Source organism: Clostridium sp. CMCC3677 (assembly GCF_023845585.1).
In the GTDB taxonomy this organism is placed as follows: domain Bacteria; phylum Bacillota; class Clostridia; order Clostridiales; family Clostridiaceae; genus Clostridium; species Clostridium aquiflavi.
Genome location: NZ_JAMQHS010000007.1, coordinates 61,618 through 78,013 on the forward strand (window position 1 = coordinate 61,618; position 16,396 = coordinate 78,013).

16 protein-coding genes are annotated in these 16,396 nt (G+C 25.4%); 6 read left to right on the top strand and 10 right to left on the bottom strand.

Annotation, left to right across the window (positions count from 1 at the left end):
• Window positions 1–64: 64 nt before the first annotated feature.
• The gene (gene alr, locus NG901_RS10050; RefSeq protein ID WP_252214108.1) at window positions 65–1,225 is read left to right on the top strand and encodes an alanine racemase; all 1,161 of its coding nucleotides are present in this window, start codon (window positions 65–67) and stop codon (window positions 1,223–1,225) included.
• A gap of 119 nt (window positions 1,226–1,344) precedes the next feature.
• Here alr and NG901_RS10055 read toward each other — a convergent pair whose 3' ends face one another.
• Window positions 1,345–2,733, bottom strand: coding sequence for a L,D-transpeptidase family protein (locus tag NG901_RS10055; RefSeq protein ID WP_252214110.1), 1,389 nt, complete (start codon window positions 2,731–2,733; stop codon window positions 1,345–1,347).
• Between the two features lie 350 nt (window positions 2,734–3,083).
• Here NG901_RS10055 and NG901_RS10060 point away from each other — a divergent pair, with 350 nt between their 5' ends.
• Window positions 3,084–4,091: a PLP-dependent cysteine synthase family protein gene (locus tag NG901_RS10060; protein WP_252214112.1), complete on the top strand. Its 1,008-nt coding sequence runs from the start codon at window positions 3,084–3,086 to the stop codon at window positions 4,089–4,091.
• A gap of 234 nt (window positions 4,092–4,325) precedes the next feature.
• On the opposite strand, the gene NG901_RS10065 is transcribed toward NG901_RS10060, so the two are convergent.
• From NG901_RS10065 to NG901_RS10075, 3 genes are all read right to left on the bottom strand, one after another.
• Window positions 4,326–5,411, bottom strand: a complete 1,086-nt coding sequence (locus tag NG901_RS10065) for an HD-GYP domain-containing protein (RefSeq protein ID WP_252214114.1) — start codon at window positions 5,409–5,411, stop codon at window positions 4,326–4,328.
• A gap of 243 nt (window positions 5,412–5,654) precedes the next feature.
• Window positions 5,655–6,470 carry a RelA/SpoT domain-containing protein gene (locus NG901_RS10070; RefSeq protein ID WP_252214116.1) on the bottom strand — a complete coding sequence of 272 codons (816 nt, stop codon included), beginning with the start codon at window positions 6,468–6,470 and terminating at the stop codon, window positions 5,655–5,657.
• Between the two features lie 122 nt (window positions 6,471–6,592).
• Entirely contained in the window at window positions 6,593–7,825 is a 1,233-nt protein-coding gene (locus tag NG901_RS10075) for a dicarboxylate/amino acid:cation symporter (protein WP_252214118.1), read from the bottom strand.
• Window positions 7,826–8,023: 198 nt separating this feature from the next.
• Here NG901_RS10075 and NG901_RS10080 point away from each other — a divergent pair, with 198 nt between their 5' ends.
• Window positions 8,024–8,875 carry an AraC family transcriptional regulator gene (locus tag NG901_RS10080; protein ID WP_252214120.1) on the top strand — a complete coding sequence of 284 codons (852 nt, stop codon included), beginning with the start codon at window positions 8,024–8,026 and terminating at the stop codon, window positions 8,873–8,875.
• A 99-nt stretch (window positions 8,876–8,974) separates the two neighbouring features.
• Entirely contained in the window at window positions 8,975–9,121 is a 147-nt protein-coding gene (locus tag NG901_RS10085; protein WP_252214122.1) for a hypothetical protein, read from the top strand.
• A 268-nt stretch (window positions 9,122–9,389) separates the two neighbouring features.
• Here the strand turns inward: NG901_RS10085 and NG901_RS10090 are convergent, their stop codons facing one another.
• The 4 genes from NG901_RS10090 to NG901_RS10105 all read right to left on the bottom strand — a co-directional run bounded on the left by NG901_RS10090 (window position 9,390) and on the right by NG901_RS10105 (window position 13,229).
• A complete protein-coding gene (locus tag NG901_RS10090) occupies window positions 9,390–9,920 on the bottom strand; it encodes a DUF5662 family protein (protein ID WP_252214124.1) in 531 nt (176 codons plus the stop codon).
• A 187-nt stretch (window positions 9,921–10,107) separates the two neighbouring features.
• Window positions 10,108–11,292, bottom strand: coding sequence for a class I SAM-dependent methyltransferase (locus NG901_RS10095; protein WP_252214126.1), 1,185 nt, complete (start codon window positions 11,290–11,292; stop codon window positions 10,108–10,110).
• A gap of 183 nt (window positions 11,293–11,475) precedes the next feature.
• A complete protein-coding gene (locus NG901_RS10100; RefSeq protein WP_252214128.1) occupies window positions 11,476–12,378 on the bottom strand; it encodes a chemotaxis protein in 903 nt (300 codons plus the stop codon).
• 164 nt (window positions 12,379–12,542) lie between these two features.
• Window positions 12,543–13,229 (bottom strand): cyclic nucleotide-binding domain-containing protein, encoded by a 687-nt coding sequence (locus NG901_RS10105; protein WP_252214130.1) that lies wholly within the window; start codon window positions 13,227–13,229, stop codon window positions 12,543–12,545.
• A gap of 129 nt (window positions 13,230–13,358) precedes the next feature.
• Between NG901_RS10105 and NG901_RS10110 the strand changes: the two genes are divergently transcribed.
• Both NG901_RS10110 and NG901_RS10115 read left to right on the top strand, forming a co-directional pair.
• A complete protein-coding gene (locus NG901_RS10110; RefSeq protein WP_252214132.1) occupies window positions 13,359–13,781 on the top strand; it encodes a DMT family transporter in 423 nt (140 codons plus the stop codon).
• Between the two features lie 19 nt (window positions 13,782–13,800).
• On the top strand, window positions 13,801–14,256 hold the full coding sequence (locus NG901_RS10115) for a DMT family transporter (RefSeq protein WP_252214134.1): 456 nt from the start codon (window positions 13,801–13,803) through the stop codon (window positions 14,254–14,256).
• Window positions 14,257–14,285: 29 nt separating this feature from the next.
• Here the strand turns inward: NG901_RS10115 and neuB are convergent, their stop codons facing one another.
• Window positions 14,286–15,290 carry an N-acetylneuraminate synthase gene (gene neuB / locus NG901_RS10120; protein ID WP_252214135.1) on the bottom strand — a complete coding sequence of 335 codons (1,005 nt, stop codon included), beginning with the start codon at window positions 15,288–15,290 and terminating at the stop codon, window positions 14,286–14,288.
• A 148-nt stretch (window positions 15,291–15,438) separates the two neighbouring features.
• Window positions 15,439–16,383: a GNAT family N-acetyltransferase gene (locus tag NG901_RS10125; RefSeq protein WP_252214386.1), complete on the bottom strand. Its 945-nt coding sequence runs from the start codon at window positions 16,381–16,383 to the stop codon at window positions 15,439–15,441.
• Between the last annotated feature and the right edge of the window lie 13 nt (window positions 16,384–16,396).

The following is a 16,396-nucleotide window of genomic DNA, read 5'->3' on the forward strand; positions in this document are numbered from 1 at the left end:
AAGTGAACTATAATTATTATAGTTCCATTATTAATATTAAATAATACTAGTGAGGACGATAGTAATGGAAAAAATAATGCGACCTGTATGGGCAGAAATAGATTTAGATGCAATAGCTTATAATATGAAAAATATAAAAAGCTTAGCACAAGATAAAAATGTGATAGCAGTTGTAAAAGCTGATTGTTATGGGCATGGAGCTCTAGATGTAGTTCCCATTCTCCTTGAAAATGGTGCTTCTAGGCTTGCTGTTGCTGTTTTAACTGAAGCGATTGAGCTTAGAAATAACAATGTAATTGCGCCAATTATGATTTTAGGATACACTCCTGAATATTTATTTGAGGAAGTAGTTAATTATGATATAGAACAAACAGTTTATGATTTAGAATATGCAAAAAAACTATCACATGTAGCTATAAAATTTAATAAAAAAGCTAAAGTGCATATTGCTATTGATACAGGTATGGGGAGAATTGGATTTATTCCAAATAAAAAAGCAATTGAGGATGTTAAAGAAATATATAATTTAAAAGGTCTAGATGTAATTGGTATATTTACTCATTTCTCAACTTCTGATGAAACTGATAAAGAATATACTAATGAACAATTTAATAAATTCACATCTTTTGTAGATAAGCTTTCAATGGTTGGCGTTGAAATCCCAATAAAACATGTATCTAATAGCGGTGCTATTATAGATATGCCAAAAACTTATTTAGATAGCATAAGAGCTGGTATAATACTTTATGGATATTATCCATCTGATGAAATAAATAAAGAAAATATTAATTTAAAACCTGCTCTAACTTTAAAAGCCAGTTTAACACGTATACAAGAATTAGATGAAAATAGCTATATAAGCTATGGTAGAACATTTAAAACTAAAAGAAAAAGTATTATAGCAACTTTACCTATAGGGTATGCTGATGGATATTCTAGATTGCTTGCTCCTGGTGCTAAAGTTATACTAAATGGGCAGTTTGCTCCCGTTGTTGGTCGAATATGTATGGACCAATGTATGATTGATGTTACCGATATAAGTGATGTTAATGTTGGAGATGAAGTAATAATTCTTGGTGAAGATAGTGATTTAAAATTAAATGCTGACGATCTTGCCAAATCTATGGGAACAATAAATTATGAAATTCTTTGTATGCTTAAATATAGAATACCTAGAGTTTATATGAAAAATGGTGAAATATTTAATGTTAAAAATTATCTTTAATTAATATTATTTTTAAACTTAAATGCCCCACAGGATTTTTCCTGTGGGGCATTATTACGTTTAGCGTTTAAACATTCACCATTATATTTCTACAAATTTTATATATTATTTAAAACTCTTTAATAACAAACTACAGGAGTTCCAGCCTTTATATTTTCAAATATTTTTTGAGCCAATTCATACGGAGCATTAATACATCCATGTGAACCACTGGCCAAATAAATCTGTCCACCAAATTCTGTTCTCCAAGTTGCATCATGAAGTCCTATATTTCCATTAAATGGCATCCAATAATTAACTGGTGAACTATAGTTTTCTCCCTTTAATGTAGCATTTTTTTCTATATAGTTTAATCTATATGTTCCTACAGGAGTTCCCCAATTATTACTTACATTACCAGTAACAACATCACCATCTGCAATTAACTGACCCTCTTTATAATACCATATATGTTGCTTAGAAAAATTAATTTCTAAATATGTATTACCAATATCATTCTTATTTCGTGATATAGCTGTTTGAGAATAAATAGGTTGTCTAGTAGTATCTTCACCTTTTTTTATTGTTTCAATTAGTCCATTTACTTCAGCCTGCTTGTCTATAATCCATCCATAATTTCCACCATCAACATTTACTGTTTCTCCTAATGATGTTTTAAATTCTCTTGTTTTAGAAAAAGTATTATATTTACTTGCTAAAGAATAAATATATTGACTAACATTTTTTTCACTAATCATTACTTCCATATCATTATTAACATAAAGCCAATTATGTATTGTAGAACCATCTAATACCTCTTTACTATCTTCAAAATCATATGTTATTTTTAAATTTGAATATTTATCAAGTAGATCTTTTGCTTCATTAACTTCTTTTGACTCTAAATTAAATTTTGGATTTTCATAACAGTCTATTTCTTCTAAATTTATTTTTGTTTCTCCATTAATAACAGCGTTTTTTACTACATCAGAAAATACTTCTTTTTTTATTTTATTACCTTTTACTTCAGGCAATATTTTGTAACCATTACTTGTATATTCAAAATCAGGATTTTTAGGGTCTGTTACATTTTCATTAATACAAGAAAGATTATCTAATTGTTTATCTAATAAATCTTCATTAAAAGTTACTATATCATTTAATGTAGAATGACTTTTACTAAATATAGATTTTGGCCAAGAAAATGCTTTTTGACCACTCTTTAAATTTTCTATTTTATCTTTAGGATCATAAGTTAATTCTATGCTATCACCTTTAATTTCTTCCTTTTTATCATCCCTTAATTCAAGTTCAAGTTTATACTGTGGAATTTTAGAAGCTAATAATTTCTCTGCTTCTTCAACAGTTACACCTCCAACATTTATACCATTAATTTGTGATCCAAAATAAAAATGTTTTGCAAAATATGCTGATCCCCCCAAATAAATAGCAAGTAAAATAGCAACACATACTATAATAGCTTTAACATTTGTAATATTTTTGGTAGGTTTGTGCCTTCGTTTTCTCATCTTTTTTGTCCCCTCTTTATATTAAGAAAAATTAAAAATTATATATTATGTATATAATGTATATATACACTTTTAATATATACATTATCCTAATGATTATATCACAAATATTCTTATTATAATAACTCTATATACTAGTAAAATCAGCCTCTATTTAAAGTAATTATTGTTATTACAATATACTTTGCTATATTATTTACTAAATTTAAGTTTTATCATATATTAAATTTATTTTTTATAATAATCACTAATAATTATTAATCCATTTAAATATTATTAATATTAAGAACAATATTTTTAAATTACATAGTCTATACTATAATATTAAATTTGAGAATAGGAGTTTTCTTATGAATAATATACTTAATAAAATAAATAATTTAGAAAAACTTATTGGTAATACTCCCCTAGTAGAAATATTATTTAAATATAAAGGGAAAGAACTGAAAGTATATTCAAAACTTGAATATTATAATTACACTGGAAGTATAAAAGATAGAATGGCTTTATATATTTTGAAAAAAGCTTATTTAAATAATTCTATAAAACAAAACTACACTATAGTTGAAACCACTAGCGGAAACACTGGTATATCATTCTCAGCTATAGGCACTTATCTCGGAAATTCTATTGATATTTATATGCCTGATTGGATGAGTGATGAAAGAAAAAAACTTTTATCAAGCTTTAATGCTAATTTAATATTAGTTTCTAAAAAAGAAGGTGGTTTTTTAAAATGTTTAGAACTTACTGAAAAAAGAAGATTAAATTCTGATACTGTATTTCTTCCATGTCAATTTTCTAATAAGGATAATGCAGAAGCTCACTATCTATCTACAGGACCTGAAATATGGAATACTTTAAGTAATCTAGGTATTATTCCTACTGCTTTTGTTGCTGGAGTTGGAACTGGTGGAACAATTATGGGTATAGGTAAATATCTAAAAGATAAAAATTCTAATATAAAAATATATCCATTGGAACCATCAAATTCCCCTACACTTTCTACTGGCTTTCAAGTAAGTGAACACCGAATTCAAGGAATTGTTGATGAATTTATTCCACCTATACTTGATTTAAAATCATTAAATGAAGTAATAAGTATTAATGATGGTGATGCTATTATAATGGCACAAAAGCTATCTAGAATTTTAGGTTTAGGAGTTGGAATATCATCCGGTGCTAATTTTTTAGGTGCTATAAAAACACTTGAACTAAATAATTATGAAGGAAATATAGTTACAATATTTGCTGATGATAATAAAAAATATTTAAGTACCGATTTAATGAAATGTGAACCAATTAAAGATAACTTTATTTCATCACACATTGAATTAATAGGTTTAAAAAGATTATAACATTATGCTATGTTTTATCAGAATGTCTAAATATGAATAAGCAAAGCAAACTAAGTAACTGAACTTTACCTATTGCATCAACATACATTTAAAACATAGCATAATATTGAAATTATTATTAAAATATACAATGTATAAACATCTATGAATTACTATCTATTTATAATTATCTGCTATCCCTAATTTTCATAATATTTAATAAGAGCTTGAGTACCTAGATCTCCTAAATCATGCCTATTTCTTAATAAGATATTTATACTCTATATCTAAAATTATAATATTTCTTGCATTTAAGTCATTTTGAAGATCTATTATTTCTGCTTCATCCCCATTTTTTTGTAGTATTTTAATAATTGGTCTTAATGGATTATTAATATTATCTCCAATAACTGTAGCACGCCTTTTATCACTTAATTTTACACAAGATCCAATAGGATATGGTTCTATTTTTTTCAAAAATGCCTTTACAACATTATAATCAAAGCTGCTACCAACCCCTGCCATAATATATTCTATGGCTTCTAAAGGCTTTATTGGATTTCTATATGGTCTATTTCCTGTCAAAGCATCATATACATCTGCTACAGTTATTATCCTCCCAAACAAAGGGATATCTTCCCTTTTTAGTTTATTCGGATAGCCTGTCCCATCAAATTTTTCATGATGACTTATAACTCCTAAATATATATCATTATCCATATATTTATTTTCTACAATATAGTTTCCACCTAACTCTGCATGAGTTTTAACAATATTAAATTCCTCTTCAGTAAGCTTTGATGGTTTTCCTATTATTTCTATTGGTATTGCTACTTTTCCAATATCATGTAATAATCCACAAACACCTAAATCACATAACTCTTTCTTACTTAAATTTAATGCACTTCCTATTGCAATTGATATTACTGTTACACTCAAAGAGTGAAGATATGTGTTAACATCATATGATTGTAAATCTGTTATTCCTATAGATGTTTTTTTATTTTTACACATATTATTGACAAGCTTTACAGATATTGATTCTATCTCTTTTATAACATTCTCTTCCAAAATTTTATGCTTACTTTTGCACATTTCAAAAATATTCTTAATTGTTGTTACAGATTTTTTTCTTAAGTTATCATCTAATATTAGATTTTTTCTGCCATCATCAATATATGCACCTAAAACATTGAAATTTATTAGTTTCTGTATGTTTGCATTTGTTAATATCATACCTTTCTTTAATAAAAAAGCTTTTGATTTTTTATTGTTATCTAGATGTATATTACTAGCTAATTTCATTCCAGCTTTCAATTCATAATAAGGTACAAATATCAATTAAATCACTCCTAAACCAGTTTACTTTTCTTCTTACTTTAATATTCTATCATTTTAAAGCAAAATTTAACATAATTTTTACTAATAATTATCAGACAAAATACTAAAGAGTAAAAAAAGAAAAATACTATTGGTACATTTATGTAGCCATAGTATTTTCCTCAATATATTCTTAAAATATAATTTTTTATATTTTACATTTATTTAAAACCTTTTATTTTGAATCTCTATATTTTTTTAATTTTATTCTACATCTATCCATGTCATTTTATTTTTTAATCTATTTATTTCTGAGTCTTGTTCTTCTATCATTTTTATATAATTTTTCTCTTTTTCGCACCATTCTTTACTTAAATTATTAACTAATGATGCCATTTCATCTGCACTACCAACTATTCTGTTAAATAATAATAAATTTGATTTTAGAATTTCTGGAATTTCATTGTGTGAATATCTTAAAATATGATCTATTTCTCCATATCCTTCTTCAAATATTGTTCTAACTTGAATTTCTGCAACTACTTTTTCGTTTGTTGGACAAAACTCAACTAAGTAATGTACTGAACGATATCCTGAAGCTCTTGATCTCACTTTTATATCTAATTCCTCGAAGACCTCAATATTGTCTCCATCTCTAACATTAGCGGTTATTTCTACTACTTTCCATGTGTTTATTATGTACTCATGTATTTCTCTCCATTGCTCCTTAAATATATGTATAACCCTTATTCCAATTAAATCATTTATTTCTTGTTTATAATTATCTACTGTAAATTCAAAATCATCGCCATATTTTTCTTTTCTATCTTCAGTTTTTCTTATAATTTTTTCTATAAGCCTAATAGGTTCTTTAATTCTTGATTTTACTGAATGTATAACCTCTTGAGAACGTAATATATTAGCTATAAATCCTGCTTGATTTTCATAGGAATCTTTATACTCAATATAATCATTATATATTGCTTTCATGTTTTCCATATTAATATTATATTTCTCTATTGTTTTGTCAATCTGTGGATACTCTAATAAAAATTCATCTATATTAAATTCCTTTTTCATAAATACACTCCCCTTATCCAAAAAATTTTCTTATAATTTAATACTACACTAATTTTCTCATAATATAAATAGAGATATTTAAAAAGCTGAATTATGTATTACACAGAAATCAGCTTTTTCATCTATACTTGATTTTTTTTATTCCTCATAAATTTTGAAATCATCATTGTACAAACAGTATTACCAGATGAATTTAATAATGTAGCTGGTATATCAATTATTGTGGCTATTACAAGCATTATTGCAAGAGCTTCTTGTGGAAAGTTAAACATACTTAATATAAGCATTTCCCCTATTGCTCCACCTCCTGGAACAGCTCCTACAACAGCTCCTATTAATAATCCTAAAATTAATATAGTTATTAATGAGCCAATACTATCCGTGTCACGTCCAAATATTCCAAACAAGAACATAATTTTGTATACACCACCTATAACTGATCCATCTTTATGAATATTAACTCCTATTGGCATTATTATTTTAGCTATACTATCTGGTACCCCCATTTTTTTAGCTGCTTTTATATTTACAGGTATGCAAGCTGCACTTGAACATGTTGCTACTGCTGTTACTGCTGGTTCAACAGAATTTTCCCAAAAACTTTTAATTCCCCTTTTGCCACCAGCAATATATGCATATATTGTAAAGAATATACCGAAATATAATATTGACAGAACAGTATATAGTACAAATACTTTCAAGTATCCTGTTAATATTTGTCCTCCTAATTCTCCTATTATACTTGCAAAATAAGCTCCAAGGCCTATTGGTGCATAATACATGATTATACTTATAATTTTCATTGTTACTGCTGCACCACTATTTAAAAATTTTGCAAATATTTTACCTTCTTCTTTACAAAGCATTGTCGCAAATCCTACTATTATTGAAAATAAAATTAATGCAAGTAAGTTACTTCTTGTTAAAAGTTCTGAAAAATCACCAACACTGATGCTAGATACAATCTTTTCTAATATTCCAACTGAATTCATAGTTTCATTTTGATTAGAATTAATTAAGTTTTCAAATGTAGATAAATTTAATCCTTTTGTAGGATCAAATAATTTAAAACTAGCCACTCCTAATATTCCTGAAATAAGAGCAGTTGCTCCAAATACTATAACAGTTGTCCCCAATAATTTGCCTAACTTCTTAGAGCTCTCCATATTAGCTATTGATGATGATATACTAAAAAATACTATTGGTATTAATGCTGTAAATATCATATTTAAAAATAATTTTCCTAATGGTTCAAATATTTTTGCATCTTCCCCCATTATAAGTCCTATAGTACCACCAAATAAAATTGATAGTAATAAAATTATTGAATATTTATAGTTTTTTATAAACTTCAAAGCGTATTCCTCCTTAATTGAATTTTTATTTTTTACTCTTCTTGATAAAATATAATTCCTTTAATTTTTTATATAAAATATATCTTTGTTAATTTTATTATATACAGAATTTTAACTATAAATAGTGCATATATTGCTTGAAATATTGTAAAAAGTGCTCTATGATTTATATATATTATTTGAAAGGTTGTCATTTAAATGAATACAATTGATTATGGAAATAAAGCTGGCTACTTGCATAGTGATTTTAAATTATTTCATATAAAAGATAAGAAAAATCAAGAATTTGAATTCCACTACCATGAGTTCAATAAGATAATTATATTTTTATCTGGAAAAGTAACTTATCTAATAGAAGGAAAAGCTTATTATCTAAAACCTTGGGATATACTTCTTGTAAATAATCATGATGTGCATAAACCATTAATAGATTCGTCTGAAGCTTATGAAAGAATAGTAATTTGGGTTAATTCAAATTTTATAGAATCTCACAATTATAATAATTGTGATTTGATGACTTGTTTTAAATTAGCTAATAAAAAAAGCTTTAATCTTATTAGACTTGATATCAAATTACAGAATTCATTAAAAGGCATTATTAGCTCATTAGAGTCTTCATTAAATTCAAATGATTTTGGAAGTAAACTTTTAAATAATGCATTATTTATCCAATTCTTAATTTATTTAAATAGGATATACCTTGAAGATATGTTTATTAATGATAAGTCATCTCTTAAATATGATAAACAAATTGAAGAAATATTAAAATATATAAATACTAATATATCAGAAGATCTTTCTATTGAATTTCTAGCAAAGAAATTTTTTATAAGTAAGTATTATTTAATGCATAAATTTAAAAAAGAAACCGGTTATACTCTTCATAATTATATATTGCAAAAAAGATTATTAATAGCAAAAGACCTTATAGAAAATGGTGAAGCTGTTTTAAAAGTATCTACAAAGTGTGGATTTAATGATTACTCTAGTTTTCTACGCTCTTTTAAAAAATTATTTAATAAATCACCAAGAGAACTTTTTTTGAAATAGATATGCCTCCCATTAAGTTCCATTTAATGTAATGTATATATTATTTTTCTAAGGAAAAGATAAATACTGATTAAAGTATTACAGGAGGGAATTTAAAATATGGGTAATGATAAAATGTCAGCTCGTGAAAAAGCTAAACAAATGATGATTGCAGGGGATTCTTTTGATACAATCATGGAAAAAACTAATTTAAGGCTAAAAGACTTAAAAAAAATTAGAAGAAAAGAAATAGATACTCATTTTTAAAGTATCTAAACCTATATTTAAAACTATTTTTAATTAATAGTTTTTTTAAGTTAGTGCTAATTTTTTTTAATTTAGCACTAACTTTATCACAATTAACATTCATATAAGTATAATAATTATTTATTTTTAAATATGTTTTGATATATATCTAATAGATAATTTGGCATTGTAATTATACTTTGAGGATCATTAATTAGTATTCCTAAATTTAATTACTCCGCTATAAGCTTTGTTTTTACATATATTAATATTCTACTAAAACGTAGTCTTATTTCTTTAATAAATTATTCTTAATATAATAAAAAGTTGCTTTTTCCCCTTCATTTGCAAGTTTATTAAGTAAAAATTCTAATACTTCTCTCGTTTCTTTATGCAAAATATAATGATTTTTACCTATATTGTAATATTCTAATGCACTTCTATCACTATACTTCTCCTTTTGATAATTCATCGAAGCACACATTCTATCAATAAACATCTCAACTACATACTTTGTTGGCATTTTCATTCCTACAAGTCCTTCTTTTATATTTACACCATAATCTATCCAATATTCTAAATGATGCTTATTTCGCCCTTTATGATGAAGCCATGCTTTAGAATATCCTTCTTCTATTTTTTGTATTCCATTAGGACTAACATCACCTCTATAATATCTTATTCCTGCTGAAAATTCCACCCAAGAATACTTAGATAAATCATGTAGTAAACCTTGCTTATATAACCCGACTTTAAAGCAATATTTCATAACTAATAATTTATGATTTGTTATTGTTCTAAAATGATTAACTGAATTCATTATTCCCCACATCCTATAAAATTGTCTAACTAATTCTTATTTGCCTTTTTTATAAATCATAACATTTTTTCTAATAAACAAACAACAAAAATAGAAAGTAAACTTCTAAAAGCCTACTTTCTATTTTTAATAATTATATCTTAATGAGTATTAATATTATATCATTAAATCATTCTAATTTATTATATTAATCTTCTCTTATTTGTGTGCATATTAATTTATCATTTTCTAATAAGTTAAATAATGTTGGTTTAACATTAAATTGTTCCATTAAATTCTTAACTTCTAATAAAGATTTTTCTTTTTTATTATTTGATATTTTAGCTTTTGATGCTCTAATTAATATATTTTTAGGTGAATGTGCTATATCAATAAACTCCAATAATTGAGTTTTATAACCCATACATTCTAAAAGATTAGCCCTAACTGAATCAGTCATAAGTGCTGAAACTCGTTCTTTAATTATTCCATACTTAGTTAATATAGATAAAGAATCTGTTTTTATTTGACTATTGAATTCATGTTGACAGCATGGAACTGAAAAAATCATTTTACTATTCCATTTTATTGCATTATATAGAGCATAATCAGTTGCTGTATCACAAGCATGCAGTGTTATAACCATATCAACTTTATTATTATATTTAAATCCGTTTATATCTCCAAGTTCAAAATGCAAATTATCATATTTGTATCTTTTAGCAATATCATTACATTTTTTAATAACATCTTCTTTAAGATCTAAACCTATCATTTTTACATTTATGTTTTTAATTTTTACAAAATAATAGTAAAGTACAAATGTTAAATACGATTTTCCGCATCCAAAATCTAGAATTGTGAGTTCTTTATAATCATTATTTTTGATTTCATCATCAATAATCTCCACAAATCTATTTATTTGCTTATACTTATCATATTTAGAGTTAACTACTTTTCCTTCTTTAGTAAATACCCCTAAATCTATAAGTGGCTCTATTATCATTCCCTCTTTTAAAATATAATTTTTTTCTTTATTATGAGATTTATTTGCAAGATTCTTATTATCAGATCTTTTCTTGCCTAAAAATATTTTACCTTTTTTAGATATCTTTAAATCAAAGGTACTTGTATCTGACCATGCTGAAAGCTGTTTATAATTGTTTTCAACATATTTAATAATCTTGTCATTGAACTCATCTATATGTACATTTTCATGAAAAATTTGTTTATCTGTAAACTTTTCTATTTGATAATACTTATTCTTTTCATTTTCTTTAAGAATAAACGTTATTTTATTGTATTTAACATCTTTATTCATTTTATTACTAACAACTACTTTTATAATCTCTTCTTGTAAAATTTCATCAATAACTTTTTTAAATTCTTCCATATTGTTACACACCTTATCATTTATTTTAACTTTAAACTATATACAATTAATAATATTATTCCAATAACACTATATAAATAATGCATTTATAATTTTATTATAAAAGTAATCCTTATACAAGTTAACATTAAATAAAAAAGGTAGAAAAGATTTTAATCTCCTTTCTACCTTGAGTTATTAAAATTACTTATTTAATAACTTGTCTATAACACGTACTAGTTCTTCTATCTCTGGTTTACTCAATTGAGCATCTGCTTTAACAGATTTACCTTTGTGTCTTAATTCGTCAGTAATTAATGATGAGAATATTATTACTGGCAATTTATATAATATTTCATCTTCTTTCACTCTTCTTGTAAGTGTAAGACCATCCATTTGTGGCATTTCTATATCAGTAATAAGAAGGTCAACTTCTTCTTTAAAATTCTCACCTTTTTTTTCTGATATACCTTTTAAGAAATCCAGAGCTTGCTTTCCATCATTAAATAATCTTAAATTAGTAAATCCTGCCTTTGTAAGTGTTTCTTTTAAAAGTTTTCTAATTAGTGCTGAATCATCAGCTAAGATTAATTTTATATCTGATCTATCTTTATAGTTTACCTTCACAAGTCTATCTTCACTTATTCCCACGCTTGGGCAAAGATCTGTTACTATCTTTTCAAAGTCTAACATAATTAAAACTTTATCATTTAAAAGTATGTTTCCGACAGATAATGAATTTTCAGATAAATCATCTGGCTTTCTTATATCTCCCCATTTAATGCGATGCACACCTACTACATCATCAATATTAAATGCAACTTTAATTTTATTGAATTCACAAATTATAACTTTAGATCCTAATTCATGATCTCTTTGTTTATTTAATGTATATTTTAAATCAATTAAAGTAAGAATTTCATCTCTACATAATATAAGTCCAGCTACTTCAGGTTTAGGATCAGGTAATTTAGTTAAACTTTCGTTTGGCATTTTAATTATTTCTTTAACTTTTACTACATTTATTGCATAATGAGTTCCATTAACAACAAAATCAATAATTTCTAACTCTCCTGTACCTGATTCTAATAATATATTACTCTTCATATTGTCATCCCCTTTTTTTAAACTAATATTGAAACTAACATAATTTATTTTTAATATCATTAAATTCCATTGTCTCTATTTAATTTTCGTATAAAATTTATTTAAGTTTATCAAATATTGAAAATAAAATTAAGTTTGTAAAAAATATTATGTATTTATTTTAATTATCTGTATAAATCACCTGATAAATATTTAAGTTTATCAATATTATTTACTATGTAAGACCTATCATCTTTTTTTATAATTCCTTCACTGCAGAATTTATTTAATGTTCTATTTAAATGTCTATAACTAGTCCCTAGTAGTTCTGCTGTTTCATTATACCCACCTTCAAATATAAAACGTAGATTATTATCTCCATTTACAAATGCCAAAATATAGCTTGCTAATCTGTTTTCAAGAGGATAAAGCAAATTTATTGAGCTATTCTTACTATTACATCTTAGCTTTTCCCCTAAATATTTACATCTATTTCTTAAAAACTTACAGTCATCCATTAATTTATCTTTAATTATTGAAAATTCAATAACAATACAATACGTATCTTTTATAGCTTGAACACTACAATCCGCACTATCATTTTCTAAAAATTCAATATCTCCAACTACAGTAAATGGATTATAAAATGATAATAACAATGATTTACCATTTGCTAAATTTTTATATACCTTGGCTTTACCATCAACCACAAAAAACATTTTATTTAAAACCTCTTCTTCTTTACATATATGTTCATTCTTACCAAACATATATAAAGACATATATTCTCTCATATCTATGCTAAACATATCATTTATTTTGTATTTTTCTATATACTTTTCCATTCTTTTAAAATCGTTTACTTTAACCAAAAACTTCTCTCCTTTTTAGTGACAATTAATAATTTTCATTACAATATGACATATGTCCTACACTATTTCCTTTATAATAGCTTAAACTAAGTTTATAAATCAAGAATTATATTTTTATAAGGAGATACTATGTATAATTTATTATCTTTATTAATTGGTGTACTTATTGCAGTTATGATTGTTTGTAATGGAGAATTATCTTCTGGTATTGGAAATTATTCTTCTTTAATGGTGATTCATATTTTAGGTTATTTAGCTTTAGTTATAATAATGCTTTATAAAAAAATAAAAATACCATTTAAAATGCATTTGCCATTATATCTTTATAGTGCTGGTGCTCTTGGAATTTTCACAATATTATTTAACAATATAACTTTTTCTGTTATTGGAGTAGCATTACCAGTGGCACTAGGACTTTTAGGTCAAACATTAACTTCAATGATATTTGATCAATATGGACTACTAGGAATGCAAAAAATTAAATTTAATAAGAAAAAAATAATTGGCATTACAATAATAACAATTGGTGTCTGTATTATGACTTTTTTCTAAATTAAAAGGAGGACCATTTATGATATATATATTAATGTCTATATTAGCAGGTGTAATTATAGTAGTTTCTAGAATTCTAAATACAAAACTTTCTAAAGAAATAGGTCTTATAGAATCAAGTTATTTTAATTATTTTACAGGCTCAATAACTTCAATATTATTCTTTTTTATTATGAGAGAAAAATTTGTATTTACCTCATTAAATACTGTTCCATTTTATGCTTATTTAGGAGGTCTTTTAGGTGTAGCTATTGTTGTCCTTAACAGTGTAGTAACCCCAAAGATGTCAGCTTTTTATGTTACATTACTTATATTTGTAGCTCAACTTTTTACTGGAATAGCATTAGATTGGTTAATTTCTAGGCAGTTTCCTCTTAGCAAAATAATAGGCGGATTAATAGTAGTTGCAGGTTTAGCTTATAATATGCATCTAGATTTTAGTGATAGGAACGTAAAAGAAAGTGATACAAATTAAAGCCTTTAGAAAATTTCTAAAGGCTTGTTTTAAACATCTTCCCACATTATTACTTCATCTTTTAATATATCTCTTTTTAGCTTTCTACCAATCAATATATACGATAATTCAGGTCTTATGCCATAGCCTGGTCTTTTAAATACAATCATATCTTTTTCTATGATTGTCCCCTTTTTTAAATCTCTAGAAGCTAATATGCTTCTTCTTGCATCATTCATTATAACTTTCTCTTTTTCTGTTGGTTTTTTTATTCCATCGCCTAATAATTTTTCTGTATTTTTAACATGAATAATATACTCTTTAAATTCATCTAACATCATGGAAGCTTTATGATCTGGTCCTTTCATTTTTTTGTCTAATGTTATGTGCTTCTCTATAAATTCTGCTCCCAAAGTAGTAGCTGATACTGCACTCTCAAATCCCAATGTATGATCAGATAATCCAACTGGAACCTTAAAAGCCTCTCGTAATGTAACCATAGCTTTTAAATTAACATCCTCCACTTTAGTTGGATAATCTGAAGTGCAATGCATTAACCTTACATCTCTATTTCCTGTAGAATAAATAGCATCTATAGCCTTCTCTACTTCTCCTAATGTACTCATACCTGTAGATAGAATTATAGGCTTTCCTATATTTCCTATTTCTCTTAAAAATTCTATATTAGTTACTTCACTTGATCCTACTTTTATAAACTCAACATTAAGGCTTACTAAATAATTTAAACTCTCTATGCCATCTGGTGTAGATACAAATATAATCCCTTTTTTATCACAATACTCTTTTATCTCTTTAAACTTTTCAAAAGGCAATTCTAATTTCTTTATCATTTCCAGTTGAGATTCTTCTGTTTTGTCATTTTCTTTTTGATACTTTGCTTTTTCTGCAAAAGAACCCGTGCTTTCTTCTGCTTTAAATGTTTGAAATTTTACAGCATCTGCTCCACATTGTTTTGCCATATCCACTAATTTTTTAGCTAAATTAATATCTCCATTATGATTTACTCCAGCCTCAGCTATTATAAATACCCCCATTTAAAATCCTCCTCCCTTTTTACTAAATTAGCTTATTATTAAATATTTTTAATAGAAGCTAATTTATCTCATTATCCTTTTAAAACTGAAAATTAAAACATGATTTTTCTATCTTTTTCTCATTACTTTTGTATTTAACTAATCTTAACTAAAACACATCAGAATCACCCATAGTTATATACCATTTATCAACATCCATATCATCTAATTTTATAAAATCACAATTTAACTTAAATCCAAAATGAGTAATTAAATTAGTTCTATTAAATCCTAAATTTTTACCAATATCTAATTTATCTTTATTTATAAACCATGAATTTATTTTTCTAATCTTGTTGCAAGCCATTAAATCAATTAAACTTTTTAAAAGTTTTTCATAAATTCCATTGTTTACTGCAATTATATCAACTAAATCGCAAACTTTTTTACCTCCTTCTTCAAATATCTTATAAATGCAATAACCTAAATATTCGTTATCTTTTTCGTAAACTAAGTAATAATACTTATTGTATGGATTTAAATCATACCTCCAGTGAATATATTCCCTATTTCTTTTAATCATTAACTTGTACTCTTTAAACTCCTTTGAAAAGATATTAAATAAAACATCAACCCTATTATCTAAAAATTCAACATTCTTTATATTTTTATCCAAAGATTTTAATTCTGATTTATACGTATAACAACTATACATTTCTATATCTAAAATATGATTCCATCCTAAATGCTTTATAAAGCCATGTAAAGAATTGTTGTTAGGAAAACCATATATAATTGGTAACTTATTATAATTTTCTTCATATAGTGCATTCGCTAATTTAACAAAAATACCTTGTTTTTTATACTCTGGAGACGTCATAGTTGTCATAGATAAACCTGATGTGTAAGTTTTATCATAAACATTCATTTTGCTTGGTAATACTGAATAGTGTCCTGCTAAAACATCATCGTCCCACATAATTTTTATAAATTTATCACTGCATATATTATCATTATAATTCCATTTCCACTCTGTATAATGCATATCTCGGTTAAATGACTTTTTGAATAAACCCATAATCTCTTTTTCATCATTTTTCTTATAATCTCTCACTTCTAACAAAGTA

Coding starts and splice junctions, on each gene's coding strand:
- alr (WP_252214108.1), top strand. CDS start 65: ATGGAAAAAATAATGCGACCTGTATGGGCAGAAATAGATTTAGATGCA.
- NG901_RS10055 (WP_252214110.1), bottom strand. CDS start 2,733: ATGAGAAAACGAAGGCACAAACCTACCAAAAATATTACAAATGTTAAA.
- NG901_RS10060 (WP_252214112.1), top strand. CDS start 3,084: ATGAATAATATACTTAATAAAATAAATAATTTAGAAAAACTTATTGGT.
- NG901_RS10070 (WP_252214116.1), bottom strand. CDS start 6,470: ATGAAAAAGGAATTTAATATAGATGAATTTTTATTAGAGTATCCACAG.
- NG901_RS10080 (WP_252214120.1), top strand. CDS start 8,024: ATGAATACAATTGATTATGGAAATAAAGCTGGCTACTTGCATAGTGAT.
- NG901_RS10085 (WP_252214122.1), top strand. CDS start 8,975: ATGGGTAATGATAAAATGTCAGCTCGTGAAAAAGCTAAACAAATGATG.
- NG901_RS10090 (WP_252214124.1), bottom strand. CDS start 9,920: ATGAATTCAGTTAATCATTTTAGAACAATAACAAATCATAAATTATTA.
- NG901_RS10095 (WP_252214126.1), bottom strand. CDS start 11,292: ATGGAAGAATTTAAAAAAGTTATTGATGAAATTTTACAAGAAGAGATT.
- NG901_RS10100 (WP_252214128.1), bottom strand. CDS start 12,378: ATGAAGAGTAATATATTATTAGAATCAGGTACAGGAGAGTTAGAAATT.
- NG901_RS10110 (WP_252214132.1), top strand. CDS start 13,359: ATGTATAATTTATTATCTTTATTAATTGGTGTACTTATTGCAGTTATG.
- NG901_RS10115 (WP_252214134.1), top strand. CDS start 13,801: ATGATATATATATTAATGTCTATATTAGCAGGTGTAATTATAGTAGTT.
- neuB (WP_252214135.1), bottom strand. CDS start 15,290: ATGGGGGTATTTATAATAGCTGAGGCTGGAGTAAATCATAATGGAGAT.